This is a genomic window from Rummeliibacillus stabekisii (assembly GCF_007988965.1).
Lineage (GTDB): Bacteria > Bacillota > Bacilli > Bacillales_A > Planococcaceae > Rummeliibacillus > Rummeliibacillus stabekisii.
Genome location: NZ_BJVD01000002.1, coordinates 78,462 through 105,384, shown reverse-complemented (window position 1 = coordinate 105,384; position 26,923 = coordinate 78,462). Strand labels below are relative to the sequence as shown.

Below are 26,923 nucleotides of genomic sequence, written 5' to 3'. Positions count from 1 at the left end.
CGAAAATTTATCGCCGAAACTATACAGTCCTAAGATACTCGCATGTTCGCGATTTGGACAAGTGATAATAAGTTCGCATCTGCGATCGAAAAGCTTGAGGTGGGGTAACTTACCACCTTCCTGTGATGTTATACCACCGCAGAGAGAATATTTACTACCGTTCCCACACTATTTACAACCGTTCGCCGGAAGTTTACCACCGAAACTTTACAATTCAAGTCCTAAATGTCTGTCATTCTTAAATAAAATATCCACAAAAATTGGTGAGCTTTTCACATTTTTCATACAATGTTTTGTTTTAAAAAGTAAGAAGCGGGTAATCAAAGGTATTTGGTTCAGCTGAATGATATATTTTTTTTCGGGAAGAGTAAAGAATGCAGAATCACGATTCAGTATACTAGTGTATTGAAGGTATATTGTATATAATACATTTTATACTTAAAAATGATAATATCTATATTTGCTTAGAATTAGGTAGAATTATGGATTAATAAAAGCAGGAAATCTGGTTTTGCATCAAATAAGTATAGTTTGTTTGAGAGGGGAATAATCATGTCAGAAAATTATAAAGGTCTTGTAGAACGACAACGGGCTTTTTTCCGTACAGGAAAAACAAAGGATGTCGAGTTTCGTGTAGAGACATTAAATAAACTTGTAGACGCAATGAAGAAGTATGAAAATGAAATACTTGCAGCTTTGCGTAAGGACTTGAACAAGTCAGAAAAAGAGGGTTATCGTACTGAAATTGGATTCGTTTTACACGAAATCAAATATATCTTAGATAATGTGCATACGTGGGCTAAGCCGAAAGAAGCACAAACGCCAGAGGTTTTTGGTAATGCTTCGAGTATGCTTTACCCAGAGCCTTATGGTTTGGCTTTAATTATTGCGCCTTGGAACTATCCATTCCAATTAGCGGTTGCCCCATTAATCGGTGCGGTTTGCGCCGGCAACTGTGCTGTGCTGAAACCATCAGAATTTACGCCTGCTACTTCAGGAGTGCTTGCAAAAATGGTGCAAGAAAATTTCCCTGAAGAATACATTGCGGTTGTAGAAGGTGAAGCAGAAACAAGTACAGCTCTATTAAAAGAAAAATTCGATTATATCTTCTTTACCGGAAGTACGGGTGTTGGGAAGATTATCATGTCAGCCGCTGCAAAACATTTAACACCTGTCACACTGGAATTAGGCGGAAAGAGCCCATGTATTGTCCATGAGGATGCAGATCTCGATACTGCAGCTCAGCGCATTACTAAAGGGAAATTCTCTAATGCCGGTCAAACCTGCGTAGCACCAGACTACTTGCTAATTCACAAGAGTGTGAAAGATGAATTCCTTGAGAAGATGAAAGTACAAATTAAGGAGATGTTTGGAGAAGATGTATCCAAAAATCCTGACTTCACACACATTATTAATGATCGACATTTCAACCGCCTGTCCGCTTTCCTAGACAATGGGACACGAGTAGTAGGAGGCGATACAGAGGAAGACCGCCTATTTATCGCGCCTACTGTATTAGACGACATCAAGTGGGAAGATCCGGTCATGCAAGATGAAATTTTTGGACCGATTCTTCCAGTCATCGAGTACGATGATTTAACAGAGGTAATCCACAAAATCGTAGAGAGACCAAAACCTCTTGCACTATACCTATTCACAGAAGACGAAGAAGTAGAAAACACTGTTCTAGGAAATATCTCATTTGGTGGCGGCTGTATCAATGACACCATCTCCCATTTAGCTACACCTTACCTGCCATTCGGGGGCGTAGGTGAGAGTGGTATGGGATCTTATCATGGACAAGGTAGCTTTGATACCTTTACACACTATAAATCCATTTTGAAGTTAAATCGAGCTAAATAATGGTTTTAAAAGCACTAACCTTTGGGTTGGTGCTTTTTTTCATTTTTTATAAATACTTGTCCTCTTTTTCGAAGTTTAGTCTATGTAGTGAATGAAAGGGAGGTGAGCAACATGGCAACGAAAACATTTGAAAAAGGTACACTTCGCATTAAATTCTCTACTGGCGTGAATACGCAAGGACAAATGATCGAAAAAACAAAAGCATTTCAAAATGTAGCGCGAGATGCACAATTAGAAAACTTGGCAGCTGTAGGTACAGCACTTGCAAGTCTTTTCGAACACGAATGGATTGGCACAGGGATCCTAATGCAAGAAAGCATTCAACAATAATATGAAAAGGAGGAAAATGAATGTCAAAAGTATTGCAGCTTCAATTCCAAACCTCGAAGGGAACAGGCTATTCAATGAGTATTGATGCGCCAAAAGAAGGGCTATCATCCAAAGAGGTGTATGATGTGATGAACACCATCATTGAAAAAGGCGTGTTTGAGATAAAAGGGGAACGCTTAGCGGAAATAGATAGTGCCCGTTATGTTGAGCGGACTGTAACTGAATTAGAAGCATAAATAGCAGAGCTGTTCCATCTATCAAATATAGATGGAACAGCTTTTTTGAATATAAGAATATCTATTTTAGAAATTTTAGAAATGTGTATACAATTGATATTTCCCTTTGATATAATTTTATTATAGAAAGTATTTCCGTATTACGGAAATATTTGTAGTTTTGTAAGCGTTCACAAAGGGGGAAATAATTTTGGACAAGTTTATGAATCTTATTGGAGGTATTACTGATTTTATATGGGGACTTCCGATGATGCTTTTGCTATTAGGTGGGGGGCTGTATCTTACTTTTAAATTAGGTTTCTTTCAGTTTCGTTATATGCCTCATATTATCAGTCAAACCTTCGGGAAAATTCTTAGCAAATCTGATGCATCTGAGGGAACATTAACACCATTTCAAGCGGCTACATCTGCGTTAGCTTCAACTGTAGGTGCGGCAAATATTATTGGTGTGCCTGTAGCGATTGCATTCGGGGGACCAGGGGCAATCTTTTGGATGTGGGTTGTCTCATTAATAGGGATGGCTGCTAAATATTCAGAAGTCGTGCTAGGGGTAAAATATCGGGAGAAAAATGAAGAAGGGGAATGGGTTGGGGGACCCATGTATTATATTGAAAAAGGACTAGGATGGAAGCCGGTAGCATCATTCTTTGCTTTTGCTTTAATGCTTGAAATTGTAGCAAGCACAATGGTTCAATCCAATTCACTTTCCACAACCATTTCTGGTGCGTTTCATATTTCGCCTATCATTACGGGCTTATTAGTTATGGTGTTAATTGGTATTATTGTTTTTGGTGGGATTTCAAGAATCGGTAAAATTACAGAGAAGTTTGTTCCTTTTATGGTGGGCATTTATATAATCGGATCTTTAATCGTAGTCTTTGCCAATGTATCTGCTATACCTTCAATATTCGCTTTAATTTTTGAACATGCTTTCACACCGATAGCTGCTGCAGGTGGATTTGGTGGAGCTGGTATTGCAGCTGCCATTCGATGGGGACTTGCAAGGGGAACCTACTCAAATGAAGCCGGAATGGGAACAGCACCTATTGCACATGCAACGGCTAAAACTGATCACCCTGCAAAACAAGGATTCTGGGGTGTTTTTGAAGTAATCGTTGATACCATCATCATTTGTACAATGACAGCTATTGTTGTTCTTTGTACAGGGCAATGGGAGAAAGTACCTTCTGAACAGGCTTCAAACATGGTGACGATGGCGTGGGGACAAGTTTTCGGTGACCAGTTAGCTGGCATTATCATGAGCATTGCTCTCTTTTGTTTTGTGTTATCGACTGTGGTGGTTATCATCTATTACGGAGAGAAACAAGCGGAATATTTATTTGGTACATTCTTTTCAAAAGTAATGCGTTTTGTATATGTTGGAGCCATATTTGTCGGTGCAATTGGCGGATTAAAGTTTGTCTGGCAATTCCTCGATATTCTTTTAGCTCTTGTTATTTTGCCGAACATTATCGCCCTGTTATTCTTAGGCGGTGAGGTGAAAGAGATTACAAAAGATTACTTTACACGTATCTATAAAAAGAAAAACTACATGGAGGAAGTCCAGCTTTCAAAGCCAGAACAGTCATTAGAAAAGGCGGAATAGTCGTTAAAGTCTGTCGATTGTTGTTTTCCTATTCAGGGGAATAGTATAATAGATTCAATAACTATTTTTTAAGAATAGGAGAATACCATGATTCAATCGATTGACCGTGCCATGTCAATTATTCATATTTTAAGATCAGATCCGCATCGAAATGAATGGTCCATTTCTGAGCTATCAAAACGCACAGAGTTGCCGATCAGTACAATGCATCGTTTATTAAACTCTTTAATTGATCATGGTCTTGTTATACAAAATCCTAACACAAAGCATTATAAAATAGGCCTTCTTTGGATGGAAATTGGTTTACAAGTGCTTGAAAGTATTGATTATAGAAATGTAGCTCGTCCGATCATGGAAGACCTGGCACTGGACGTAAAAGAAAGTATTTACTTAAACATTCAAGATGGGAATTTCGGGATGACAATTGAAATAGTGGACAGTCCCTTAAAGGTTCGAATCGCTGAAACTTTGGGAATTCGCTGTCCATTGAACGTCGGAGCTCCTAACAAGGCCATCTTGTCCTTTTTGAAGGAAGAAGAAAGAGCAGATATTATAAAAAAGCTAGGTTTGACAGATGAAGAAACCATTCAATTAAAGGAAACGATAGAAGAAGTACGCCGGAATAGGTATGCGATGAGTAATTCGGAGCGTACGGAAGGCACTATATCTATTGCAGCGCCCATTTTTGGATACGGCAATAAGGTTTTAGCTGCAGTAAGCATTAATGGCCCTGATTTTCGAATAACAGAGGAGAGTCTCCCACAGCTAGTAGAAAAAGTAAAAGTGGCTGCGGAGCAAATCTCAAATCGAATAGGAAGATTTTATTGATGGGAATCCCTTGAGTTATTCAAGGGATTTTTTTAGTGAAAAAAATAATGACAAACTTATTTGAATATTATATATTATGAATATAAATAAAATAGAAAGCTTTTCCATAATGCAGAAACATTGGAGGGATGGGTATGTATCAACAATTACAAGAAATGACTTTGCCTGAACAAGTTGAATTTTTGACAAGACAGCTTGTCGGGATAGACAGCGTGAACGGAACATCTGGAGAGGGAGCTATCGCAGATTCACTCAAGAAGATTCTTCAAAGTTTTCCTTACTTTATTCAAAACCCTAATCAAGTTTGGGAGAAAAAAGTCCCGAACGATCCTTACCGTAAAAATATTTTTGCCTTAGTAAAAGGGAAGGGAAGCCCTACGAATACAGTTATTTTCCATTCGCATATTGATACAGTGGGCATTGAGGATTTTGGACATTTGAAACAGGATGCCTTTAACCCTGACCAAATTGAACAGTTTTTCAAAACATATGAAATGGATAAGGATGTCCAAGCGGATGCAAATTCTGGCGATTGGATGTTTGGAAGAGGATCCGTTGATATGAAGAGTGGAGCTGCTGTCCATTTAGCCAATGTTCTTTATTTTTCTGAACATGCTGAAGAACTGGACGGGAACATTCTTCTTATGTTCAATCCTGATGAGGAATCCCAGCATAAAGGAATCATCTCAGCTATTCCAGAGTTGAAGCGTTTAAAAGAAGAGCATGGGCTGGAATTTATCTCAGCTATTAATGATGATTTCATCACGCCTCTCTATGAAAATGATCCGCACCGCTATATTTATACGGGTGCTGCTGGTAAAATTCTTCCGAGCTTTTATATTTACGGACGCGAGGCACATGTAGGAGATACGCTATCAGGTGTGGACCCCAACTTTGTAGCAGCAGAACTGACACGCCGAATCCATAATAATCTGGAGCTGGCTGAAAATATTGAAGGGGAAATGACACTCCCCCCAACATGTTTACAACAAAGAGATACAAAGAAGTTTTATTCAGTACAGACTGCAACAAGCAGCTATCTATATTTTAACTACTTCTTATTCGAGCTTTCTGCAAAAGAAGTGATGGATAAGTTGATTGCGATTGCTGCAGGTGCATGTGTAGACGTAGAGGCTCATTTATCTAAGCAATACGAAGAATTCCTGAAACGAACTGGATTACCTGGTAAAAAGCTGTCGTGGCACTTAGAAGTGACGAGCTTAGCTGACTTTATGAAGGAATTAGTGGCACAAGGCATTCCTGCTTATGAAGTGGCCAAAAAAGTGCAGCGAGAAAACAAAGAGATGGAGGCCAGGGAGCTTTGCTTTAAAATCGTTGAGGAATTGCAGAACTGGGATCCGTATAAAAAACCAAGAGTCATCATTTTCTTTGCACCTCCTTATTTGCCGCACAACTATTTGAACCAATCCAATGAACGGGATGCAGAGATTCTAAAATCAGTAAAAGAAACGTTAGAAGAAATGGAACAATTGACGGGCGAAACATTTGCCTTAAAAAAATTCTTCCCGTATTTAGCAGACGGCAGTTTCCTATCCTTGCATGAAAGTGATGAGGAGCTTAGCTCATTAATCAATAATTTCCCTGAATGGGATTCTATTTACCCTGTGCCAGTTAACGAGATTCGCGGATTAAATATACCGTCTATTAACGTTGGGGTATACGGAAAAGATGGCCATAAATGGACAGAGCGAGTGTATAAACCATATACATTCCATGTTTTACCGATAGTGATTCGCACTATGGCAATGAATTTATTAAAAAAAAAATTACTAGCGCCTGATTTGTTAGAAAGACAGTATGAGGAGCCAATTGGAATCTAATAGCTTAAATCAAATAAAGTGCAGGCTCCGCATTTAAAAGGAGTCTGCACTTTATTTTTTGCTATAAAAGCCCGCTTCTCGTTTTACAAAACATAAAAAATTAAGAAAGTGAAGAATCTCGATAACTTGGTAAGATTTCACGATTTTCCGCTAATATTTTTCTGTTTTGGGCTATGGTTTCTTCTATAGAAATTAAAATTTCATTTTCGTCAGTTTTTTGAGACTTTTGTTCTTCATTTGGATTAAGATCTGATGACTTATACATTTCGTTATCCATTGTTTCTACTCCCCAACGCAAGCTTAATTTTTTTTAATTATTATAAACTATTTTTAATGACTTTGAATGTTAAATTTAGTTAACTAATATTACAGTTTTAAGAAGCAAGAGGACAAAATGGAATAGGATTTTTAAAGTATGTTATACAATCAGAAAATTAAAAGAGAATGAGCAAAATATAGACATATATACGACTGTAGTCTCTAGATTGGTGAAGATGGAAGCGAAAAATCATTTCCTAGTAATTTGCGATTAAATACATTTACAAGAATCAAAGATGTTTTAACCCTAAATTTACCTCTCAAATCCTTCAAACTACTAAATTTTTTAGCAGCCAAATAACCATTCATGGCATAAAACACCCAATTCATGTAAAGTGACTGTATTTACTCAATATTTTGCCGATATAACGAATGAGATAAGGATTGTGTTAGGGGGCTTCGAGATGAAAATACAGGTAGAACATAAAGTGAATTTTATTCACGCGAATGTAACCGTGATGAAAAATCAGGAGATGCAACAACAAAAGCAAGAGCAACCAAAAGACTCTATTTCAATTGGTGTACAGGCTCGTCAATTGTTTGGTAGCCATAACAAAAAAAGCTCCCTTATTGAGAGCTTAATGAAACAACGTGAAAATATTCTAGAGCAGAAAAACAAGCTAACTGAACGAGCACTTGATAAAGGAAATGATCTATCTAGTTTGAAAGAACAAATGAAAGCCTTAGAAAAGCAAATCTCTGATATTGATGCACAGATTGCTCAAGAGCAAAAAGGGAAGCTGGAAAATAAAATCCCAGAGTCCAAAGAGTCAGCACCCAAAACTACAGAGGAGTCTATTTTTTCTAAAGCAGACTCATTAGAGCAAACTAAAACACTGTCACGAATGGGACGTACGCTTTCTCGTGAAAAGGTTTCACTAGAAAGTGAAATGAAGATTGATGCAAAACGCGGTGTACATAGTGAATATAAATCTAATCGACTAGAAAAATTGAAGGAACAAATGACCAATGTACAAGGATCTCTTGCAGAGAGTGTTAAACAAACTACTGCTACAACCGAAAATGTTACCAATACCGAAACTGAAAATGAGGATGAATTAAACTTACAGGAGCAGATCAGTCTAAATGCTGCTGATTAGGTTAGAGCTTCCTTATAAAAAATAGCTGTCTTATCTATTTGGATAAGGCAGTTTTTTTATTTTTCTTAACGAATAGATAATAAAAAAACCCAACTGTTACTGAGATCTTAAAGACAGAATCAGTACAATTGGGCAACTATATCTAATCAAATTTAGCTTGAAAACAAATAGGATCTTTTACTTCAGTTGATCATTCAACACACTATCTTCTAAAACAGAAAATTTATCTCCGTATACTTTTGTTAAATGGCTTTCTCCCCATAAACATAGTGAATTGAGGATGCCCTCTAAGCTTTGGCCATATTCACTGAGTTCGTATTCTACCTTTGGTGGTACCTGGTTGTAGACGATTCGGTTGATTACACCATCCTCTTCTAGTTCACGAAGCTGTTGGGTAAGCATCTTTTGTGTGATGTTTGGCATGAGCCGCTTTAATTCGCTTGTGCGTTTTTTGCCGTGAGTCAGATGGCAAAGAATCACACATTTCCACTTGCCTCCAATGACTTCTAATGTGGCTTCCACAGATATATTATATTTCTTCTTTTGCATCATTAATTATCCTCCTTATAGGCACTAAAAGGTTCCTATGATACTTTTATGTTTCTATAGAACTTTAAAGTGCGTACTTTTCTTTGTGATTGATATATACCATAATAACATTTGCCAGCCAATTGATACTATACTTTCTTTCGTAAATCTTATCCGAAAAGAAAGTTTCTATTTATATAAAAAATGAAGGAGGAGATATTATGGCTTTAGGCAAAAAACAAAGTACGTTAGCTTTGCTTGCATTAGCAGTGAGTGCTTTTGCGATTGGAACAACTGAATTCATTAGTGTCGGGTTACTGCCCCTTATTGCAAATGATTTAAGTATTCCGGTTACGACAGCAGGCTTAACGGTATCTTTATATGCCTTAGGGGCAACATTCGGTGCTCCTATATTAACATCTTTGACATCAGGAATGTCAAAGAAGACTTTATTGCTTTGGATTATGGTTGTCTTTATTATCGGGAATACACTTGCAGCTAGCTCTACAACGATTGGATTATTGCTAGTAGCACGCGTTATCGCCGCATTTTCACATGGGGTATTTATGTCAATCGGTTCGACTATTGCAGCCGATTTAGTACCGGAAAATAAAAGAGCTAGCGCGATTTCAATTATGTTTACCGGACTTACGGTAGCTACAGTAACGGGTGTACCATTTGGAACCTTTATTGGACAGCAGCTTGGATGGAGAGCAGCCTTTATTACCATTGTCATTATAGGGGTCATTGCTTTCATCGCAAATAGCATCCTGGTTCCATCTAATTTGAAAAAAGGAATCAAAACAAGTTTTAGCGATCAGCTTAAACTTGTAACAAACGGACGACTATTGCTTGTATTCATCATTACAGCTCTTGGATATGGCGGAACATTTGTGGTATTTACTTTCTTATCACCATTGCTTCAGGATATTACTGGTTTTAAAGAAGGAACAGTAGCTGTTATTTTGTTAGTTTACGGTATTGCGATTGCGATTGGAAACATGGTTGGTGGAAAGCTATCGAATAAAAATCCAATTCGCGCCCTGTTCTATATGTTTATTATACAAGCCATCATCCTATTTGTTTTGAATTTTACAGCACCATATAAAGTTGCTGGATTAATCACAATTATTTTGATGGGGCTTTTAGCCTTTATGAATGTGCCGGGATTGCAAGTATATGTTGTTATGCTGGCAGAGCGCTTTGTTCCTAGTGCGGTAGATGTCGCTTCTGCGATAAATATTGCTGCATTTAATGCCGGGATTGCACTAGGCTCTTATGTAGGAGGCCTTGTGACTGACTCAATAGGACTTATCCATACACCATGGATTGGTGCAATCATGGTTGTCGTGGCAGCAGTATTAACAGGAATTAGTAAATCATTGGAACGAAAAGATCAAGCAAGTAAAATATAATAAAATTGTGGAGGTTTTACAAATGACAGCAAAAAATTTACAAGATACAACTACTTTGAATAATGGTGTGAAAATGCCTTGGCTAGGACTAGGCGTCTTTAAAGTGGAGGAAGGCCCTGAATTAGTGAATGCTGTAAAAACAGCTATCAAACATGGCTACCGCAGTATTGATACTGCAGCCATTTATGGAAACGAAGAAGGTGTAGGCAAAGGGATTCAAGAAGGCTTAAAAGAAGCAGGTATTTCAAGAGAAGACTTATTTGTCACATCAAAGGTTTGGAATGAAGATTTAGGGTATGAATCAACTCTTGCTGCTTATGAAACAAGCTTGAAAAAACTAGGCTTAGACTATTTAGACCTATATTTGATTCATTGGCCAGTGGAAGGTAAATATAAGGATGCATGGAGAGCGTTAGAAACTCTTTATAAAGAAGGACGCGTAAAAGCAATCGGCGTAAGTAACTTCCAAGTTCATCATTTAGAAGATTTAATGAAGGATGCAGAAATTAAACCGGTGATCAATCAAGTAGAACTTCACCCACGATTAACTCAAAAAGAGTTGAAAGCATTCTGCCAAGACAACAACATTCAGCTTGAAGCATGGTCACCATTAATGCAAGGTCAGCTGTTAGATAATGAAGTACTAAAAGAAATTGCAGCGAAACATAATAAATCAGTTGCCCAAATCATCGTACGTTGGGACTTGCAAAATGGTGTAATGACAATTCCAAAATCAACAAAAGAACACCGTATTGTTGAAAATGTAGATTTATTTGATTTTGAATTAACACAAGAAGAATTGGAAGTAATCGATGGATTAAACCAAAACCACCGTGTAGGTCCAGATCCAGATAACTTTGATTTTTAATGAATAGACGGACTTAGAGTACAGAGAAAGATAATTCTTTCTCTGTGCTTTTTTTGTTCGTAGAACTTTATATCATTCAGCGATAGTAGATTTAAATTTAAGTATATACCCTAAAGAAATAATCCAAATGAGCATTCCACAAAACAACATGAGATGTGAGATAGATAAGTTTATGAATAGTGATAATGAGACGAATGCGTAAGATAATGGAACAAGTCCGTTAGATGAGGCATTAACAATACTCATGACGCGGCCTATCTTATTTTCATGACTTTTCTCTTGAATAGAAGATATTAATAACACATTAATCACTGAGGAAGAAATTCCCATGATTAATAATAGAATTATACTTTGCCAAACAGAATGGATTTGTCCTAAAGTAGCCAATGCTACACCAATAAGACATATCAGGCTCAATATGATAAAAGTCTTTCTTCTAGTGAGGTTCAAGATACCGATGAATAAAGCGCCCAATAACATTCCGATTTCATATGATCCCTGAAGTATACTTAGATCCATTGCTTCTCCGTGCAGTACATTATTTACTAGAAGAGGAATACCGATTGTCAAAGGCCCAAAGAAGAAAAAGTTAATAATTATTAAAATCATCATCATATTTTTCAAAAAAGGCATATGCCAAACATAGTGTAAGCCTTCTTTTAATTCCAATATAGTAGATACACGTTGTTTATCACTTATGTCTGATTGTTTTTCTTTAATTAAGGATGAAAATATACATGTGATAAATAGGAAGATAGCTACGACTAAAAAAAGAACTTTGAAAGAAGCTCCAAAGGTTAGAATGAGTCCTCCTATCATGGGTCCAGAAAACATAGCAATCTGATTAGAACTTTGAATAAACGAATTGGCTCTTGTAAGTGAATTCTTTGCTACCACTAATGGTAATAAAGAAGAATTGGCAGGAGAAAAGAAAGCATCAACACATCCGAACAGCAGGGCGAAACACATTAATGGCCACAATTGTAACCAGTTGAATTGTAAGAATACTATCATTATAAGAACTAATACACATCTTGTTAAACTTGAAACTAACATGATTTTAGAGCGCTTTATTCTGTCTGCCCATACGCCGCCTATTGTCATTAATAATATTCTAGGAATCATTGTTATCATTAGTACAATCCCTAATATAGCCTCCTGTTTAAGTATCTTAACAATGTACCATTGTTCTGCAAAGAGGTAAGTTGAAAGAGCTAGAAAAGAGAACGTACTAGAAAGCCATAGAAATATAAAAGATTTGTTACGAAGTATTGGCTCATTTGGAGTTGCCTGTTCTTTTGTTTCTAAGATAGGTTTCCTCATGCTCACACTCCTACAATTTTATTCATCGGAAAAAATAGACTCATCAATTTTAAAAGCAGTTATCATAACATAATAGTTATTTCTTTCTTCAATATCCTCACCTATTATTAGTTCATTGACCAATTCTCTATATTTCTTTGTGAATTCAAGAAACTTTTTCATGCTCACTAATACTTCACGCTGCAAAGATAAACTATCCCATTCTTCAACATCTGAAGAATTATGTTCAAATGATGAATTAGGAGCCGTTATGACCCTAGACTTTGCACGATTTAAAACCTCTAAATATGATTGACGAGTAGCTTCTTGCGTCTCCATAAAATTTAATAAATGGTCTGCGGGTATGAAGCCTCGAGCTGTTGCACGGTAATATTTTAAAAGGTTGCCTCCTTGTTCAACCTTTTTTACCAATTGAATAAACTCTTGTTTTTCAAGTTCACGCAAATGATATAAAATCTTAGCTCGTGTTAAGCTCAATTCCTCAGCTAGTTGGTGACATGTATAAGGCTTCTCTACTAAAAACATTAGTAATTTTGTGCGCAAGGGGTCGCTTATGGCCTTTAATTGCTCATATGTTTGGATAAACTTAATCGATTCCATTTGAAGCTCCTTTCATTAATAATGTTTTTAACCAGTTAATTTTATTTAACCATCATAGCAAAAAAACAATATACTGTATATATTGATAATTCAGTTTTTCGTTAAAACTCGATTTTTGTATAAACAAATTGTGTGTAGAAAAAATTTAATAGTCGTATAGCACGATAGCTCCATAGCAATCAAACAATTCAAAAAATGCTATAATCGAAGAAAAATAACAAAGGGTGAATGGGCATGTGGACGGAAACTGTAAACATTCAAGGTCCGTATAATTTTGATTTGGTATTGAGTAGGCTGGCATTAGATCCTCTGCATGAGGTTGATCTGTCGGAACGTAGAATAAAAGTGCCACTACGGTTGCAGGGTGAGCCTATGGTGGTTACAGTTCAAGGGATTGGCACGGTAGATGAACCGGCATTTTGTATTCAAGGGGAAAAAGAAGAATTTAGAGAGGAAGCAGTTCGCCACGTGAGAAGGATTTTCCGTTGGAATGAATCTTTACACGAGATTGCTACACATTTTGCAGGCACTGACCTTCGTGATCTTTTTGAAGAGCATCGGGGAACGGCAATTGTGCTTGATTTTGATTATTTTAACTGCTTGGTTAAATGTATTATTCATCAGCAACTGAATCTTGCCTTTGCCCATACATTGACGGAACGGTTTGTACACACATTTGGTATGCAACTAGACGGCGTATGGTTTTATCCAACGCCAGAAGAAGTGGCGCTACTGACTATAGAAGAACTGAGAGCACTCCAATTTAGTACGAGGAAAGCAGAATATGTTATTGGCCTTGCTAAAACAATTGCAGAGGGGCATTTAGATTTAGAGGCGCTTGCTCAACAGCCTGATGAAGAAATCATGAATACGCTTATAAAAATCCGAGGAATCGGCAGATGGACAGCTGAAAACTTTCTTTTATTCGGCGTTGGTCGTCCTAATCATTTTCCTAAAGCTGATATCGGTATCCAGAACGCTATCAAAAAATGGTACAACCTCCCACAGAAGCCGACAATGGATGAGATGGAAAAATACAGCAAGCCATGGTCTCCTTATTTAAGCTATGCCTCCCTTTATCTATGGCGGAGTATTGAGACATAGTTTTAATTTTAGATTGCTTTAGCAAACCATCTTGGATAAAGATGGTTTTAGGTTTATAGAAATTTGAATTATTAGATAAATTATGAAGTACAATAAAGCGGATAATTGTAGATTTGAAAGCAAGGGATGTGAAGAAAATTAATAGGAATATAGGTATCACTATATTTAAACGAACAGGTATTTTAATAAAATATCCACATGTGGATTTATTAAAAGAGCTAGTCACTGCTACTATTTCTATCGAAGAAGATGTGAAAATGACTGTAATAGTTGACCTCAAATTAAATATTATAGCTAAAGAAGGATGTATGGATGAAATACTAGAAATTCTTCCTGATTGCGATGAAGATTCTTACATAGAGCAAATCAAGCATTGGGCAGAGGTATTCATCGATAATCAAATAACAGATCCTCAAGCGTATTTTGATAAACTTCTATAAATTGAGTGGATATATTGGAGATATTGAAAGTAGGGAATTTAAAAATGGAAGAGAACGTATTTGAACAAATGGCGAAAAGGTACGACACGGAAGATAGGATGCAATTAGCTAAGGTGATTTCAAAGCAAGTAAGAAAGGAATTGCAAGATTGCTCATCTCAATCATTAGTAGACTACGGAAGTGGAACGGGACTGGTCAGTCTGGAGATAACTGATTTGGTTGATTCTGTTTTATTGATTGATTCATCAAAGCAAATGCTAGAAGTAGCTAAAGCAAAAATTAATCAAAAGAGAATTACAAATGCCAAGGTACTTTATTCTGATTTTACAGTGGAAACACCAGCGTTGAAAACGGACATTGTTTTCATGTCTTTAGTGCTCCTTCATGTGCCAGATACGAAAAAAATACTGCAAGAGTTGTTCAGTATATTAAATCCTGGCGGCAAACTAATCATTGTCGATTTTGATGAAAATAAAAAAATCTACCATCCGAAAGTTCATAACGGTTTCGCTCATGAAGAATTAAAGACCACTCTCGCTGAAGCAGGATTTACATCAACAGAAATGAAGACATTCTATCATGGAGAACGAATTTTTATGAACCAAGATGCATCAATGTTTATAGCCAGCTGCGTAAAATGATCCCGCTCTTTAATTTAATCACAAGAAATATCAAAATGATGAAATAAAGTCCTCCTATAATGGAATAGAGGAGTGAGATAGATGAATGAACAGATACAACATATGATTGATTGGATAGAAGCTACGTTAAAAAATGATTTTTCATTAGAAGAGCTTTCTAGCTATATGGGCTATTCTCCATATTATTGTTCCTTTAAATTTCATCAGGCAACAGGTATAACGATTAGACGATATGTTCTTCTGAGAAAGCTATATTTATCTACCGATGATTTGAAAAATAATAGGAGAATAATTGATATCGCTGTTGATTATGGTTATTCTTCGCAAGAAGCATATAGCAGAGCTTTTAAAAGCGTTTTTGGCCTGAATCCAAGAGAGTTTCAGCTTAATGAGATGCCTGTTCAATCATTTATTAAACTTACTCTAGAAAAAGAAGGGGAGTGGGATGGAATGATTATTTCAACAAAAGAGGTTGAAAAATTAAAAAGGCAGTCAAGCAAGCTATTTGATAGAGATGTACTAAATGTATTAAACGGTCAATTTATGTATGAACAATTTAAAGAGAATAAACTAATGGGTGATTCTGATTACGTTCCATTTAATGAAGCCATGTGCGTAAATGCAGCAACTAGCCAAGTGTTCGATGAAGAGTTTGTGAAAACTCGTGCTCAGGGACACAATGATTCAGAAGAAAATTATTTTAAAAAAGTAATCGAGCCATTAGATAACCTGTTTACTAAACAGTATAAATGTATTGTTTTATGGTTTGGAGAAGATATGTTTTGTCAGATGAACCTACTTACAATGCTTGCTTATCTGGAGCAGTCCAACTATAAGGGAGAAATATTCCTATATAGTTTTAGAGAAGATGAGTTTAAAGTGAATGTAACTGAACTTAAATTGGGTACTTATTCTGCTATTTATAAAGAAGTGCTAGTAAAACATCAAAGACCAACGAATGACGTGTTTCCAGTAATGTATCAGGCCATAGAAATTTATTTAGATATGCTTAAAGAAGACAATGCTGTAGTGAAATATATAGCAAAAAATAAAGATGTACCTACTATGGAATTAGTGAATAGATTGTTTACTCGTTTCCCAACCATAGGGTATGGAGATACACAATATATAGAGCTCATTCATAAAAATAGATAATTATATCACCCGTATTTTAGTAAGCCTAATCTCTATTTATATAATAGAGAATTAGGCTTTTTATTTTAAAATTATTTTATTGAAGAGAGTTCAGAAGCTTTTAAAGTTGAGGAAAATACCTCTCTATTAACGCTGATATTTTAAGGTTTTTTAACTAGTTTTCCCAATTTACCAAACTAGCAAGCTGTGATAAGATTTAGAAAATTACAAAAATAAATCTTAGGAGGAATAATCTATGAAAAAAGGTACATCTATCGCTCTTGCTCTTAGTTTAACTGTTGGTGCCGTACTACCGTTTTCGTCAACTGCCCATGCTACAAATTCTCAAAATGTGTTAGCAGCAAAAATCAAGGAATCTGGTAATGAGAAAAACGTAACCAAGAAAAAAGGACAAGCCGTTCCTACCTTCATTCATGGGAAACTTTCAAACAAACCGCATAAAGACAAAGAAGCGGTTAAACAATTCCTTAAAGATAATAAAGAAACCTATCCATTTGATGTAGAGAAAGATTTAACATTATTGGATGTAACGAAGGATGAAATCGGAAGTAAACACTTTGACTTTGTACAATCTGTTCAAGGTATTCCGGTTGATGGTTCTGCACTAAAAGTTCACACAGATGAGAAGGGCTATGTAACTGCTGTCAATGGTGACGTATTCGTTGAAGCGGGAGATTACTTTAAAGGTAAGGGTAAACTGAAAACAAACCTTACGAAAAAAGAAGCAATCAACAATGCTTGGAAATCTATCGATCTGACAAAAGATGAAACACTAGTTGACTTTGAAGTTGGACCAAAAGGAGAAAAACAAAGTGGCACCAACGAGGAAGGAAAACAGGTGATTTATAAAAAAGGAGATAATTTCTATAATGCATACAAAGTTAATCTCCAATTTATTAATCCTTATCCAGCGAACTGGGTTGTTTATGTAGACGCGGAAACTGGTAGTGTCATCGATTCCTATAATGCAGTAACAGAAGGGACAGGCGTAGGAGTTCTTGGAGATACGAAGAAATTGAATACCTATTATTCAAGCGGCACTTACTATTTATATGATACAACTAAGGCAATGACAGGCGTGATTGAAACTAGAACTGCTAAAAATTTATCCAGCCTGCCAGGAAGCTACTCTGTCGATCCTGATGACAACTTTAATGCTACAAATCAACGTGCCGATGTAGATGCACACTACTATGCAGGCGTTGTTTACGATTATTATAAAAATACTTTCAATCGTAATAGTTTTGATAATAAAGGCGCAACGATAACTTCTACTGTACACTATGGAAGAAATTATAATAATGCTTTCTGGAACGGTTCACAAATGGTATACGGTGATGGAGATGGAACTACCTTTACATCATTATCAGGATCTCTTGATGTTGTAGGACATGAGATTACCCATGCCGTGACAGAAAGAACCGCCGGTTTAGAGTATCAGGGACAATCAGGTGCACTGAACGAATCAATTTCAGATACCTTTGCGATGTTTATGGATAAAAAGAATTTCTTAATAGGTGAAGATGTGTACACACCTAAAATTGCAGGTGATGCATTGAGAAGTTTGTCTAATCCAACTCAATATGGTCAGCCGGAAAATATGAGCGGCTATGTGAACACTACATCCGATAATGGTGGTGTCCACACAAACAGTGGTATTCCAAACAAAGCAGCTTATAATACAATCCAAAGCATTGGATATGATGCAGCTCAAAAAATCTACTATCGCGCGCTAACCGTTTATCTTTCACCAAAAAGTAATTTTAGCGCAGCACGTGCAGCTATGTTAGCATCAGCAGCTGATTTATACGGCACAGGAAGCACACAGTACAATGGAGTGGCATCCGCGTGGACAAAAGTTGGCGTCAACTAGGAATATTAACAATTAATTCATAGTATACCGGTTTGTTTTAGGCCCTCCAACCTATTGTTCTAATTTAATGGAATAATTAAACTATTAATAAGGAATAGTGGGAGGAGGGATTAGACAAATTGATCGGTGAACGAATCCGTTACTTTCGAAAACTGAAAAACATTACGCAAAAAGATCTAGCAGATGGAATATGTGCAATTTCCTATCTTTCAAAAATCGAAAATGGTGTAGCCACGGCGAGTGAGGAAGTCATCAACATGTTATGTGAAAGGCTGGGACTTGACTCGGAGGAAGCAGTGAATGAATTTGATGGGGGAATACTGAGGGTTTTTACTCAGTTTAAAGGGAATGTAAAAAACAGAAACTTTTCAGAAGCTGAAAAGCTCATTCCAGAGTTAAATGGTCTAATTCAAGAAAGTCAATCGCAAGAGATTCGTATACAGTACGATATTTACTTATTTGGATTATATGTTTTTACAGGACAAGTCAAACAGTCTACCATTCAGTATCAAAAAATCCATCAAACATCGATTGATCTGCTTTCCCAGTGGCCACAAATATTTTTTGATTATTATTACTACTTAAGTTTGTATCTGTGTAGGAAAGAGGAATTTCATAAAGCCATGAAATGCAATGAAAAGCTAATAGGCTTAATGAAGCTTATTGAAATTTCAGAGATTGAAAAAGGTAGAATCTACTTTAACCAAGCTTGGTTATACACACATCATCGCTTGTATTTTCAATCCATTCAGGTTGCTAGAAATGCTATTGAATCCTTTGAAGCAGAATTTGATATTGAAAATTTACTTGATTCATTAATTTTAATAGGTGTTAATCAACGCCGAATTCAAGATTATTATGAATCTGAAAAGTTTTTAAAAAGAGCCTTGCAGCTTTCTGAGAAATTACAAAAAACGCATACAATTGCTATCACGCAACATAATCTAGGTTATCTTTATTCAGATATGGGTCGTTCTCTAGAAGCTATTGATCAGCTACAGTCTGCCTTCCAGTCTGCACAATTATCGGGTAATGAATTATTATGTTTAATTTATTTGCTATCGAAAGAATATATGAAACTGGAACAGTTTGGAGCAGCAATGGAATGGTGTGATAAGGGACTGTCTTTATTAGATACTTTTCCTTATAGAGAATACCATTTTCACTTTCATCTTCAATATATGGAGATTAGAAATCTGGAAAATGAGCAATATGAAGAAACACTTCGGGAGGCGATCGATTTCTTTGAAAAAGAACAGTTAAACCAGTACGTTGTGGAATATGCAGAAAAGCTAGCAAACTATTACTTCCAAAATACTAAGTACAAAAAAGCGAGCGAGCTTTATCGTTTAGCAAATAAAGCTCGTCACAATTAGGAGGAAAACAAAATGAAAAGAAAACAATTATTAGTATTCACATTAATTTTAACAGGTGCTTTAAGTCTATATGTAGGTCTAGAATTTCCAGACCATGATATTATCCCTGGTATAAAATATTAAGAAGTTGATTGAAAATTTATCTGAACAAAATACCCCCCTTTAAAATAGAATAAGAGTGGTTCCTCCTACAAAAAGGGGAACCACTCTTTTTATTTTCACTATAACTCAATTAAAAGACAAATAATAAGCAATGCTTATAAAAGTCGGATAGGTGAAAATTGAAATAAGCGTTATGATGTATTCTCTTCTATTTTTATCATATTTCCATTCAATAAAAGCTCGAATTAAAACAAAAGAAATTAATAAGATCATGGCGAGTGGGAATTTATAGTTACTAAAAACTAAAACAAATAGGAAAATTAAAATCATGGAGATTTCAATTTTTTTGTGTGTAGAATTGACAAAGCGGTAATCCTTATCTTTTGGGATTTTTAAGCTTTTTCTTAGTAGTAAATCTAAAGCCCAAACAATAATACAAAAGACAGAAAAAATAATTATAAATTTTAGCAATATAATACACTCCAACCTTTTTTATACTATTATACTTATTGATTTTTGAATATTCAATAAGATAAGAAGAGTCTACAAATTCATTCTAAGAGTTGATAAAAATTTAAATGCATAGAGGAAAAAAGTTAGGAAGGTTTACCGCTGTTCTTAGATGATTTCCAGCCGTTCTCGAGCGTTTTACTACCGTTCTCTCTCCATTTACAACCGCTGAGCGGAAGTTTACTCCCGAAAGATAACAATTTAAGTCTTAAGCTACCCAAATGTTTTGCGGCACAGGATTCAGAGGGGAAGATATTGGTCTATAAAAAGACTTAGCAAAAAACACAATGTTTATAGATAGCTGCCGCGATTTCATTAGTAAGCTGATCAAATTTGGAATCAAAGAGTCCATTATCTGTTTTATTAGTGATAAAGCCAACTTCAATAAGAATCGCTTGTGAGTAGGTTTCCCGTAGAACGTGGAAGTCAGCCTGTTTCACACCCCTATCTTTAAATCCAAGGTTCACCATTGCTTGTTGTATTGAGGTAGCGAGAGCTTTAGCTTTTTTGTTGTTTGTAAGATAAACAAAGGTTTCTGCTCCCGAGGCGCTAGTATTTTTTGCTGCATTGCGGTGAAACGAGATAAAGTAGTCATATTTTTTCTTGTGTTCAAGATTGCTGCGAGCGAGCAAAGAAATCATGACATCACGATTTCGCGTTTCATCGATAGTTAGACCTTTTTCTCGCAATATGGCTGCAATGGCTTTTCCGAGTTTCAATACATCGTCTGATTCCTTTCTTTTACCTGCAGTAGCTCCGGGGTCTCTGCCTCCATGGCCATAATCAAATAGTAGTAACATAATATATTCCTCCATAACTTTTTATTATTTCATCTAGTACATAGAGAAGAAAGATGAAAAAGGGACATTTAATTATTTTTTATAGCTTAGAGGAATACGATATTGCTGTACCGTATATTTATAGAAAGGAGGGGACACATATGGAATTAAGACAATTAAGAACTAATGACGCTGAGGACTATTTTACTCTCAGGCTTGAAGCTCTCCAACAAAGCCCAGATGCTTTTGCCACAACCTACGAAGAGGAAAAAAACCAAACAGCAGCGAAATATAAAGAGCGATTTACTGATCCCGTGAACTCATTTACTTTTGGTGCTTTTGAAGAAAACGAGCTAGTGGGAGTGGTCACCTTATTTAGAGAGCCATTAATAAAGCTGAATCACAGAGCAACGATTGTAGCGATGTACATTAAACCTGAAAAGCGAGGAAGTGGATTAGGAAAGACTTTAATCTATGAAGCAATTGAAAAAGCGAAAAGTTTAGAAGGCGTTGAGCAAATATATTTAAGCGTTGTATCAACTAATATCCCTGCCATAAAGTTGTACACCACCTGTGGCTTTTCGATATACGCAAAAGAGAAAAGGGCATTAAAGGTTGATAATACATATTATGATGAAGAACATATGGTTTTGTATTTATAAGGGGAAATCTGAATGGGAAAATTAAAGATTGGTTTTTCAGTTATAGTCATTATTTTATTAGTGTGGACAGGGATACATTATATGAATACCTTTAAAACAAAATCCTTAGCGAATGATATCTTAACTGATGTTAATTTTGATAAAGTGGATGTTAGCTTAATTAACATCAGTGATAAGGAAGCCAAAATAATAGATTTTGATCAAGCTGATTCAACAAAATTTATACAAGTTTTGAGGGAAGTTGAAGTAAAACGTATTAGAACTTCAAAGTGGTTGGGAGACGATTATATAGTCCTTATTGGCGGCAGTGGTGGATCATTTCAATTATATCTCTCAAAACAGGGTACTTTTGTGATTGATGCAGAATCTGATGAACCTTATACCTTTCTTGATAAAGAAGCATTTAATGATTTGTTAGTTTTGATAAAAAAGCAACTCCCTTAATTTTGGAAGTTGCTTTTTAGTTTGTTCTATCGATACAGAATCCCTCATGTTTCTAAGTATGAGATAGGGTATGGAGAGTAAACTGCTGTGTCTCCATCTTCCTCTCGCTTTAAAATGATAATGAAATCTGCCCCGTTACTTATATCTCCACGGGGAATTGGAATAATCAGGGGTGGGCATCTTAATGTATTACCATGTTCATTAAATTCCTCACGAAAGTTATTTAGAGCAAAATTCACGCGTTCATCTATAAGAGCAGACAATTTGTCCATCCCGCCTGTTTTTAAATCAAAATAATCAGGGTTGCTCTTTCGTTTCTCAATTAATCTCTCCTTGTATTCGGAGACTGTTAAAAAACAAAACTCCCAATCAAGAGGAAAGAGCCCTCCGCCTAACCAATAAATATGCATCATTTATCTCTCCTTTTATGTTATAGATAAGTTCTAGCTCATCTCGATCTTCTCCTGCAGAAACGGATAAAGGCTCACGGCAAGGTTGATGGTGAGAAATTGCTGGCTGTTTGATAGGTTGGTCTCTAAGATTTCTTCCACTCTCTTTATCCTGTAGAGAAGTGTATTTGTATGAACATGGATGGCTTCTGCTGCTTCTTTTGCATTTTGGTTATATTCCAGATAGGCAAATAGGGAAGGAAGAAGTCCACCTTTTTTATTTTGATCATATCGGATGAGTGGACCAAGCGTTTCATATATAAATTCCATTAGCTCATCCTCCGTGTTTTGAAGAAGCAACTGATGAACACCTAAGTCTTTATAGCTGACGACTTTGTTGTTCTCTCCGTAACTGCTCATGAACTGCAAGCATTTTGCCGCTTCCTGTAATGACTTTGTTGCTTTTTGCAGTGTTGGATGAATCCGGCCGATGCCAATTGACAACGCATCGCCCCATTTTTTGACCAAATACTCGTGTTGGAGTTTTGAGACAAGCTCCTTTATTTGCGTTGTGGTATAAGAGACAGAAACCTTTTGCGGAAAGGTCATGAGCATAACGATTTGGTCATGGTTTCGGACGGCAATTCCTTTTATTTGATGATGTGAAAATATATGATTAGCCAACTGGATGAAATGCCGGCTGATGCTGGTTCGAAGCTGATCCTCTTCATCTATACGCAAGATGAGGGCAATATAATTTCCACTCGGATCAAAATGTAACTGCTTTGCTTTTTGAACGAGCGCATCATCCATTTTACCAGCAAGGAGGTCATTAATAAATTCACCATCTATCCGTTCTTTTGCTTCAAAAATAGCTTGTTCTTTCACCATTTCAAGTGAGATGACAGTGCATGCGTGTTCCAATGCTGCCAAATCGACGGCATCTATTTTCTCACTAGCTGCTACAACGAGTGAACCAAAAATTTCAGGTCTTGCACCAATAGTAAGTAGGTTTATGTATGGATAATGTGGGTTGATTGTTCTTTCAATGGACGAACGCACGATTTCATTGGTTTGCATTGTTTTTTGAACTTTTTCCTTTAACTTAAACAGTTTGTCGTCATTCCAGCTTACATCATAGGCATGGGAGATGTTTTCCCCTAACTCGTCGAATAGGAAAACTTGATAGCCTGTGATTTCATGCAAATAACTGATAATAGATTGCAGTCCTTCTCCTTTTAATACGAGCGTCGCAAGATTTTTATGAATTTCGACTGAACGGGAAAGTATTTTGTTTTGATCGATGATTGTATTGTTTAATCTCTCCAATACTTTGACTGTCTGTTCCTGTTCTTGATATAGATTGGCTTTTTCTAATGCAACTGCAGCCTGATGTGCAATAGCATTAAGCAAATGAATATCCTGAGGCACAAACTGTAGGTTCGGATCAAAGGAATCAAGGGTAATAACTCCAATGCATTCACCGTTCGAAAGAATAGGTGAGCATATGGAAGAGTAGGGAAGCATCGGAACAGAGGCGTACATTAGCTTTGAATTTTTCTCAGATAAAGTAGCAGTAGCTTTTTCTACTTCTACTCTATTTTTGAAAATCAAACACTCACGTGCATTGAAGGCTAAACCTGTCATCGATTCGCCAGGTTGAAGGCGCACTTCGGATAGAGCTTTAGTAAAGCGTCTATTAGATTTGGGCAAAAGAACATTCTGCACCTTGTCATAGATAAATAAAACACCCCCGTGTGCTGCTTCTGTAATAGAAACTGTTTGGTCCATGATGGAATCTATTACCGTATCAATATCTAAAGTTGAATTCAATACATTCGAAACCTCGATTAAAGATTGCAGCTGGCGATGGCTCAATGTTTCTTTCATTTGGCGTCACCTCATATTCTAGATAATATTTATCAATTATAATAAATTTTCAAACTATTTTCTCTGCTTTTTGTAGATTTACACAAAAATTTATTGTTAATTTTGTTTTCAAAAACATAACAAATATTCAGAAAAGTTTTATAATGGTTCTTAACACAAAATTTTAGCCATCACACGATGTCGGGAAGGGGGCAATCATGATAAACCCGGAAAGATTATGGAGCCGGCTTGAACGTCTTGGAGAGATTGGTAAGGCGGAAGGCGGGGGAGTAATCCGCTTATCTTTTACGAAGGAATTACGGGAAGCAAAGGAATTGGTCACTTCTTATATGAAGGAAGCGGGCCTGCTAGTTTGGGAGGATGAAGTAGGCAACCTCATCGGCAGAAAAGAAGGGAAGAATCCAGACGCGAGTGTAGTTATGACAGGGTCGCATATTGATTCCGTACTCCATGGAGGAAATTTTGACGGACCGCTTGGCGTTTTGGCTGCGATTGATGCATTGCAGAGTATGAACGAACAAGGAATTGAAACAGAGCATCCGATTGAAGTGATTGCTTTTACGGATGAAGAAGGCGCAAGATTTAGCTTTGGCATGATTGGCAGCCGTGGTGTTGCGGGCACGCTTACTCAGAAAGATTTAGAGCAAAGGGATAAAGAAGGAATCTCTATTGCGGAGGCGATGAAGGCTGATGGGCTGAATCCTGAATCTATCGGCCGGGCAGCTAGAAGACCAGAGAAAGTCAAAGCTTATATTGAACTACATATCGAACAAGGGAAAGTGCTAGAGACACAAAAACTGTCAGCGGGTATTGTAACAGGGATTGCAGGTCCTCTCTGGCAGAAATTTATCATTGAAGGGGAAGCAGGCCATGCAGGAGCAACTCCAATGGCTATTCGTCAGGATGCATTGGCAGCGGCAGCGAAAGTAATGCTTGCGATTGAAACAGAAGCCGGTCGAAATGGCACAACAGTCGGTACAGTCGGTCAGTTGGATGTGAAGCCGGGGGGCATTAATATTATCCCAGGCAGAGCTGAGTTTACACTCGATTTGCGCGATACGGATGAAGCAGTGCGCGACGAGGTGGAAACACGAATCCGTGAACAAGCTTATGATATTTGTGAAAAGCAAGGTGTGCGCCTAACGATAGAAGATTTGCAGCGCGTTACACCGGTCCCATGTGCAGATTCAGTAAAGAAAGCAGTGGAAGAGGCATTTGACATAGTAGGACTTGAAAAAACATATCTTCCAAGTGGCGCCGGACATGATGGTATGCAGTTTAAAGATTTATGTCCAATGGGGATGGTTTTTATTCGCTCGAAGGATGGCATCAGCCATGATCCTGCTGAATGGAGTTCAAAGGATGATTGTGCGGACGGCGCGAACATTCTTTGCCAAACTCTTTTAACGCTAGCAGTCCAAAAAGTAAATGAAACGATAGATTAGTAGAAAAGGGGAGACATGACAATGAATGAGAGCGTAACAGTAGATTTAAATAAAGCAGCACAAGATTTGAGAGAGGATGTTATTAAATGGAGAAGACATTTGCATGAAAATCCGGAACTCTCTTTTGAAGAAGAAAAAACAGCACAATTTGTTTATGACACGCTAGAATCGTTTGGCAACCTAGAGCTTTCTCGCCCAACAAAAACAAGTGTGATGGCTCGTTTAATTGGCCCTAACCCAGGCAAAACATTGGCACTAAGAGCGGATATGGATGCACTTCCTATCCATGAGGAAAACACTTTTGAATTTGCTTCCCAGGTTCCGGGCGTTATGCATGCTTGTGGTCATGATGGCCATACAGCTATGCTTCTAGGCGCAGCTAAAATTCTTTCTGGATTAAAAGATCAAATCAAAGGGGAAGTCCGTTTCTTCTTCCAGCATGCTGAAGAGCTGTTCCCAGGCGGCGCAGAAGAAATGGTGCAAGCAGGTGTAATGGATGGCGTTGATCTTGTCATCGGTACTCATTTATGGTCACCTCTTGAACTTGGAAAGATCGGTGTTGTATATGGTCCGATGATGGCAGCTCCTGATACTTTCTGGTTAACAGTCAACGGAAAAGGCGGGCATGCGGCTCTTCCGCATCAAACGGTTGACTCTATTGCAGTTGCAGCTCAGGTTGTAACGAATTTACAGCATATTGTATCACGCAATACAGATCCACTAGACAATCTAGTACTTTCTGTAACGCAATTTGTAGGTGGTACAACACATAATGTCATTCCTGGATCTGTGGATATTTGCGGTACTGTTCGCAGCTTTGATGCTGACCTTCGTAAAACCATACCGGAAAAGATGGAACGCGTTATTAAAGGGATTACTGAAGCACATGAAGCGACATATGACTTCAAATATGAGTTTGGCTACCGTCCTGTGATTAACGATGAGGAAGTAACAACAGTGATTGAGGAAACGGTGCGTGAAGTATTTGGCGAGGAAGCACTTGATCTGATGAAGCCAAATATGGGTGGCGAGGACTTTTCAGCTTACATGGAAAAAGCGCCAGGCTGCTTCTTCTATGTAGGTGCAGGTAATGAAGAAAAAGGAATCACTTATCCACACCACCATGCACGCTTTACAGTAGACGAAGATGCGCTTGAAATTGGCGTGAAAACATTCCTGCATGCGGTGTTTAAATTCTTAGGTAAATAAATAGTAAAAGTTAGAGCCGCTGGGTATCCGGCGGTTCTTATAAAATAA

General features: G+C 37.0%; 27 protein-coding genes. 19 read left to right on the top strand and 8 right to left on the bottom strand.

Annotated elements, in window-relative coordinates; genetic code table 11:
- Positions 1-552: 552 nt before the first annotated feature.
- The 6 genes from RST01_RS06275 to RST01_RS06250 all read left to right on the top strand — a co-directional run bounded on the left by RST01_RS06275 (position 553) and on the right by RST01_RS06250 (position 6,704).
- The gene (locus RST01_RS06275; RefSeq protein ID WP_147195258.1) at positions 553-1,863 is read left to right on the top strand and encodes an aldehyde dehydrogenase; all 1,311 of its coding nucleotides are present in this window, start codon (positions 553-555) and stop codon (positions 1,861-1,863) included.
- 111 nt (positions 1,864-1,974) lie between these two features.
- Complete coding sequence (locus tag RST01_RS06270; protein WP_147195256.1) at positions 1,975-2,193, top strand: DUF1659 domain-containing protein; 219 nt, start codon at positions 1,975-1,977, stop codon at positions 2,191-2,193.
- A gap of 20 nt (positions 2,194-2,213) precedes the next feature.
- Positions 2,214-2,429 carry a DUF2922 domain-containing protein gene (locus tag RST01_RS06265; RefSeq protein ID WP_147195255.1) on the top strand — a complete coding sequence of 72 codons (216 nt, stop codon included), beginning with the start codon at positions 2,214-2,216 and terminating at the stop codon, positions 2,427-2,429.
- Between the two features lie 190 nt (positions 2,430-2,619).
- Complete coding sequence (locus tag RST01_RS06260; RefSeq protein WP_147195253.1) at positions 2,620-4,035, top strand: alanine/glycine:cation symporter family protein; 1,416 nt, start codon at positions 2,620-2,622, stop codon at positions 4,033-4,035.
- Between the two features lie 87 nt (positions 4,036-4,122).
- Positions 4,123-4,863, top strand: coding sequence for an IclR family transcriptional regulator (locus RST01_RS06255; protein WP_147195251.1), 741 nt, complete (start codon positions 4,123-4,125; stop codon positions 4,861-4,863).
- A gap of 134 nt (positions 4,864-4,997) precedes the next feature.
- A complete protein-coding gene (locus RST01_RS06250; RefSeq protein WP_147195250.1) occupies positions 4,998-6,704 on the top strand; it encodes a M20/M25/M40 family metallo-hydrolase in 1,707 nt (568 codons plus the stop codon).
- 100 nt (positions 6,705-6,804) lie between these two features.
- Here RST01_RS06250 and RST01_RS15935 read toward each other — a convergent pair whose 3' ends face one another.
- Entirely contained in the window at positions 6,805-6,981 is a 177-nt protein-coding gene (locus RST01_RS15935; protein ID WP_184117525.1) for a hypothetical protein, read from the bottom strand.
- Positions 6,982-7,426: 445 nt separating this feature from the next.
- Between RST01_RS15935 and RST01_RS06245 the strand changes: the two genes are divergently transcribed.
- Positions 7,427-8,122 (top strand): hypothetical protein, encoded by a 696-nt coding sequence (locus tag RST01_RS06245; protein ID WP_147195249.1) that lies wholly within the window; start codon positions 7,427-7,429, stop codon positions 8,120-8,122.
- Between the two features lie 177 nt (positions 8,123-8,299).
- Here RST01_RS06245 and RST01_RS06240 read toward each other — a convergent pair whose 3' ends face one another.
- Positions 8,300-8,671 (bottom strand): winged helix-turn-helix transcriptional regulator, encoded by a 372-nt coding sequence (locus tag RST01_RS06240; RefSeq protein ID WP_147195695.1) that lies wholly within the window; start codon positions 8,669-8,671, stop codon positions 8,300-8,302.
- A gap of 200 nt (positions 8,672-8,871) precedes the next feature.
- Here RST01_RS06240 and RST01_RS06235 point away from each other — a divergent pair, with 200 nt between their 5' ends.
- Together RST01_RS06235 and pgoN are read left to right on the top strand one after the other, a co-directional pair.
- Positions 8,872-10,065, top strand: a complete 1,194-nt coding sequence (locus tag RST01_RS06235; RefSeq protein ID WP_147195247.1) for an MFS transporter — start codon at positions 8,872-8,874, stop codon at positions 10,063-10,065.
- A 22-nt stretch (positions 10,066-10,087) separates the two neighbouring features.
- Entirely contained in the window at positions 10,088-10,933 is an 846-nt protein-coding gene (pgoN, locus tag RST01_RS06230; protein ID WP_147195246.1) for a glyoxal/methylglyoxal reductase, read from the top strand.
- A 72-nt stretch (positions 10,934-11,005) separates the two neighbouring features.
- Here pgoN and RST01_RS06225 read toward each other — a convergent pair whose 3' ends face one another.
- Entirely contained in the window at positions 11,006-12,256 is a 1,251-nt protein-coding gene (locus RST01_RS06225; protein WP_147195244.1) for an MFS transporter, read from the bottom strand.
- Positions 12,257-12,274: 18 nt separating this feature from the next.
- Positions 12,275-12,856 (bottom strand): ArsR/SmtB family transcription factor, encoded by a 582-nt coding sequence (locus RST01_RS06220; protein WP_147195243.1) that lies wholly within the window; start codon positions 12,854-12,856, stop codon positions 12,275-12,277.
- A 234-nt stretch (positions 12,857-13,090) separates the two neighbouring features.
- Here RST01_RS06220 and RST01_RS06215 point away from each other — a divergent pair, with 234 nt between their 5' ends.
- The 6 genes from RST01_RS06215 to RST01_RS06190 all read left to right on the top strand — a co-directional run bounded on the left by RST01_RS06215 (position 13,091) and on the right by RST01_RS06190 (position 19,445).
- On the top strand, positions 13,091-13,960 hold the full coding sequence (locus RST01_RS06215) for a DNA-3-methyladenine glycosylase family protein (protein ID WP_147195241.1): 870 nt from the start codon (positions 13,091-13,093) through the stop codon (positions 13,958-13,960).
- A 113-nt stretch (positions 13,961-14,073) separates the two neighbouring features.
- The gene (locus tag RST01_RS06210; RefSeq protein ID WP_147195239.1) at positions 14,074-14,400 is read left to right on the top strand and encodes a hypothetical protein; all 327 of its coding nucleotides are present in this window, start codon (positions 14,074-14,076) and stop codon (positions 14,398-14,400) included.
- A gap of 44 nt (positions 14,401-14,444) precedes the next feature.
- Positions 14,445-15,041, top strand: coding sequence for a class I SAM-dependent methyltransferase (locus tag RST01_RS06205; protein ID WP_147195694.1), 597 nt, complete (start codon positions 14,445-14,447; stop codon positions 15,039-15,041).
- 81 nt (positions 15,042-15,122) lie between these two features.
- The gene (locus RST01_RS06200) at positions 15,123-16,196 is read left to right on the top strand and encodes a helix-turn-helix domain-containing protein (protein ID WP_147195237.1); all 1,074 of its coding nucleotides are present in this window, start codon (positions 15,123-15,125) and stop codon (positions 16,194-16,196) included.
- A gap of 235 nt (positions 16,197-16,431) precedes the next feature.
- The gene (locus RST01_RS06195; protein ID WP_147195235.1) at positions 16,432-18,069 is read left to right on the top strand and encodes a M4 family metallopeptidase; all 1,638 of its coding nucleotides are present in this window, start codon (positions 16,432-16,434) and stop codon (positions 18,067-18,069) included.
- 119 nt (positions 18,070-18,188) lie between these two features.
- The gene (locus tag RST01_RS06190; protein WP_147195233.1) at positions 18,189-19,445 is read left to right on the top strand and encodes a helix-turn-helix domain-containing protein; all 1,257 of its coding nucleotides are present in this window, start codon (positions 18,189-18,191) and stop codon (positions 19,443-19,445) included.
- Between the two features lie 228 nt (positions 19,446-19,673).
- Here the strand turns inward: RST01_RS06190 and RST01_RS06185 are convergent, their stop codons facing one another.
- Positions 19,674-20,018: a DUF4181 domain-containing protein gene (locus tag RST01_RS06185; protein ID WP_184117524.1), complete on the bottom strand. Its 345-nt coding sequence runs from the start codon at positions 20,016-20,018 to the stop codon at positions 19,674-19,676.
- Positions 20,019-20,329: 311 nt separating this feature from the next.
- A complete protein-coding gene (locus RST01_RS06180; protein ID WP_184117523.1) occupies positions 20,330-20,857 on the bottom strand; it encodes an N-acetylmuramoyl-L-alanine amidase family protein in 528 nt (175 codons plus the stop codon).
- Between the two features lie 140 nt (positions 20,858-20,997).
- On the opposite strand from RST01_RS06180, the gene RST01_RS06175 reads away from it, so the two are divergent.
- Positions 20,998-21,498 (top strand): GNAT family N-acetyltransferase, encoded by a 501-nt coding sequence (locus tag RST01_RS06175; protein ID WP_147195227.1) that lies wholly within the window; start codon positions 20,998-21,000, stop codon positions 21,496-21,498.
- Positions 21,499-21,510: 12 nt separating this feature from the next.
- Entirely contained in the window at positions 21,511-21,942 is a 432-nt protein-coding gene (locus RST01_RS06170; RefSeq protein WP_147195225.1) for a hypothetical protein, read from the top strand.
- 44 nt (positions 21,943-21,986) lie between these two features.
- On the opposite strand, the gene RST01_RS06165 is transcribed toward RST01_RS06170, so the two are convergent.
- Positions 21,987-22,352, bottom strand: coding sequence for a hypothetical protein (locus RST01_RS06165; protein WP_244946660.1), 366 nt, complete (start codon positions 22,350-22,352; stop codon positions 21,987-21,989).
- A 33-nt stretch (positions 22,353-22,385) separates the two neighbouring features.
- The gene (locus RST01_RS06160; RefSeq protein ID WP_147195221.1) at positions 22,386-24,221 is read right to left on the bottom strand and encodes a helix-turn-helix domain-containing protein; all 1,836 of its coding nucleotides are present in this window, start codon (positions 24,219-24,221) and stop codon (positions 22,386-22,388) included.
- A 197-nt stretch (positions 24,222-24,418) separates the two neighbouring features.
- Here RST01_RS06160 and RST01_RS06155 point away from each other — a divergent pair, with 197 nt between their 5' ends.
- Both RST01_RS06155 and RST01_RS06150 read left to right on the top strand, forming a co-directional pair.
- Positions 24,419-25,666, top strand: coding sequence for a Zn-dependent hydrolase (locus RST01_RS06155; RefSeq protein WP_147195219.1), 1,248 nt, complete (start codon positions 24,419-24,421; stop codon positions 25,664-25,666).
- A 21-nt stretch (positions 25,667-25,687) separates the two neighbouring features.
- Positions 25,688-26,875 carry a M20 family metallopeptidase gene (locus RST01_RS06150; RefSeq protein ID WP_147195216.1) on the top strand — a complete coding sequence of 396 codons (1,188 nt, stop codon included), beginning with the start codon at positions 25,688-25,690 and terminating at the stop codon, positions 26,873-26,875.
- Positions 26,876-26,923 lie beyond the last annotated feature (48 nt).

Excerpts from the sequence above, each read along its gene's own strand:
- RST01_RS06165 (WP_244946660.1), bottom strand. The coding sequence starts at position 22,352 with ATGCATATTTATTGGTTAGGCGGAGGGCTCTTTCCTCTTGATTGGGAG.
- RST01_RS06235 (WP_147195247.1), top strand. The coding sequence starts at position 8,872 with ATGGCTTTAGGCAAAAAACAAAGTACGTTAGCTTTGCTTGCATTAGCA.
- RST01_RS06250 (WP_147195250.1), top strand. The coding sequence starts at position 4,998 with ATGTATCAACAATTACAAGAAATGACTTTGCCTGAACAAGTTGAATTT.
- RST01_RS06170 (WP_147195225.1), top strand. The coding sequence starts at position 21,511 with ATGGGAAAATTAAAGATTGGTTTTTCAGTTATAGTCATTATTTTATTA.
- RST01_RS06275 (WP_147195258.1), top strand. The coding sequence starts at position 553 with ATGTCAGAAAATTATAAAGGTCTTGTAGAACGACAACGGGCTTTTTTC.
- RST01_RS06155 (WP_147195219.1), top strand. The coding sequence starts at position 24,419 with ATGATAAACCCGGAAAGATTATGGAGCCGGCTTGAACGTCTTGGAGAG.
- RST01_RS06245 (WP_147195249.1), top strand. The coding sequence starts at position 7,427 with ATGAAAATACAGGTAGAACATAAAGTGAATTTTATTCACGCGAATGTA.
- RST01_RS06225 (WP_147195244.1), bottom strand. The coding sequence starts at position 12,256 with ATGAGGAAACCTATCTTAGAAACAAAAGAACAGGCAACTCCAAATGAG.
- RST01_RS06270 (WP_147195256.1), top strand. The coding sequence starts at position 1,975 with ATGGCAACGAAAACATTTGAAAAAGGTACACTTCGCATTAAATTCTCT.
- RST01_RS06265 (WP_147195255.1), top strand. The coding sequence starts at position 2,214 with ATGTCAAAAGTATTGCAGCTTCAATTCCAAACCTCGAAGGGAACAGGC.
- RST01_RS06205 (WP_147195694.1), top strand. The coding sequence starts at position 14,445 with ATGGAAGAGAACGTATTTGAACAAATGGCGAAAAGGTACGACACGGAA.
- RST01_RS06240 (WP_147195695.1), bottom strand. The coding sequence starts at position 8,671 with ATGCAAAAGAAGAAATATAATATATCTGTGGAAGCCACATTAGAAGTC.
- RST01_RS06255 (WP_147195251.1), top strand. The coding sequence starts at position 4,123 with ATGATTCAATCGATTGACCGTGCCATGTCAATTATTCATATTTTAAGA.
- RST01_RS06175 (WP_147195227.1), top strand. The coding sequence starts at position 20,998 with ATGGAATTAAGACAATTAAGAACTAATGACGCTGAGGACTATTTTACT.
- RST01_RS06215 (WP_147195241.1), top strand. The coding sequence starts at position 13,091 with ATGTGGACGGAAACTGTAAACATTCAAGGTCCGTATAATTTTGATTTG.
- RST01_RS06195 (WP_147195235.1), top strand. The coding sequence starts at position 16,432 with ATGAAAAAAGGTACATCTATCGCTCTTGCTCTTAGTTTAACTGTTGGT.
- pgoN (WP_147195246.1), top strand. The coding sequence starts at position 10,088 with ATGACAGCAAAAAATTTACAAGATACAACTACTTTGAATAATGGTGTG.
- RST01_RS06180 (WP_184117523.1), bottom strand. The coding sequence starts at position 20,857 with ATGTTACTACTATTTGATTATGGCCATGGAGGCAGAGACCCCGGAGCT.
- RST01_RS06150 (WP_147195216.1), top strand. The coding sequence starts at position 25,688 with ATGAATGAGAGCGTAACAGTAGATTTAAATAAAGCAGCACAAGATTTG.
- RST01_RS06200 (WP_147195237.1), top strand. The coding sequence starts at position 15,123 with ATGAATGAACAGATACAACATATGATTGATTGGATAGAAGCTACGTTA.
- RST01_RS06160 (WP_147195221.1), bottom strand. The coding sequence starts at position 24,221 with ATGAAAGAAACATTGAGCCATCGCCAGCTGCAATCTTTAATCGAGGTT.
- RST01_RS15935 (WP_184117525.1), bottom strand. The coding sequence starts at position 6,981 with ATGGATAACGAAATGTATAAGTCATCAGATCTTAATCCAAATGAAGAA.
- RST01_RS06220 (WP_147195243.1), bottom strand. The coding sequence starts at position 12,856 with ATGGAATCGATTAAGTTTATCCAAACATATGAGCAATTAAAGGCCATA.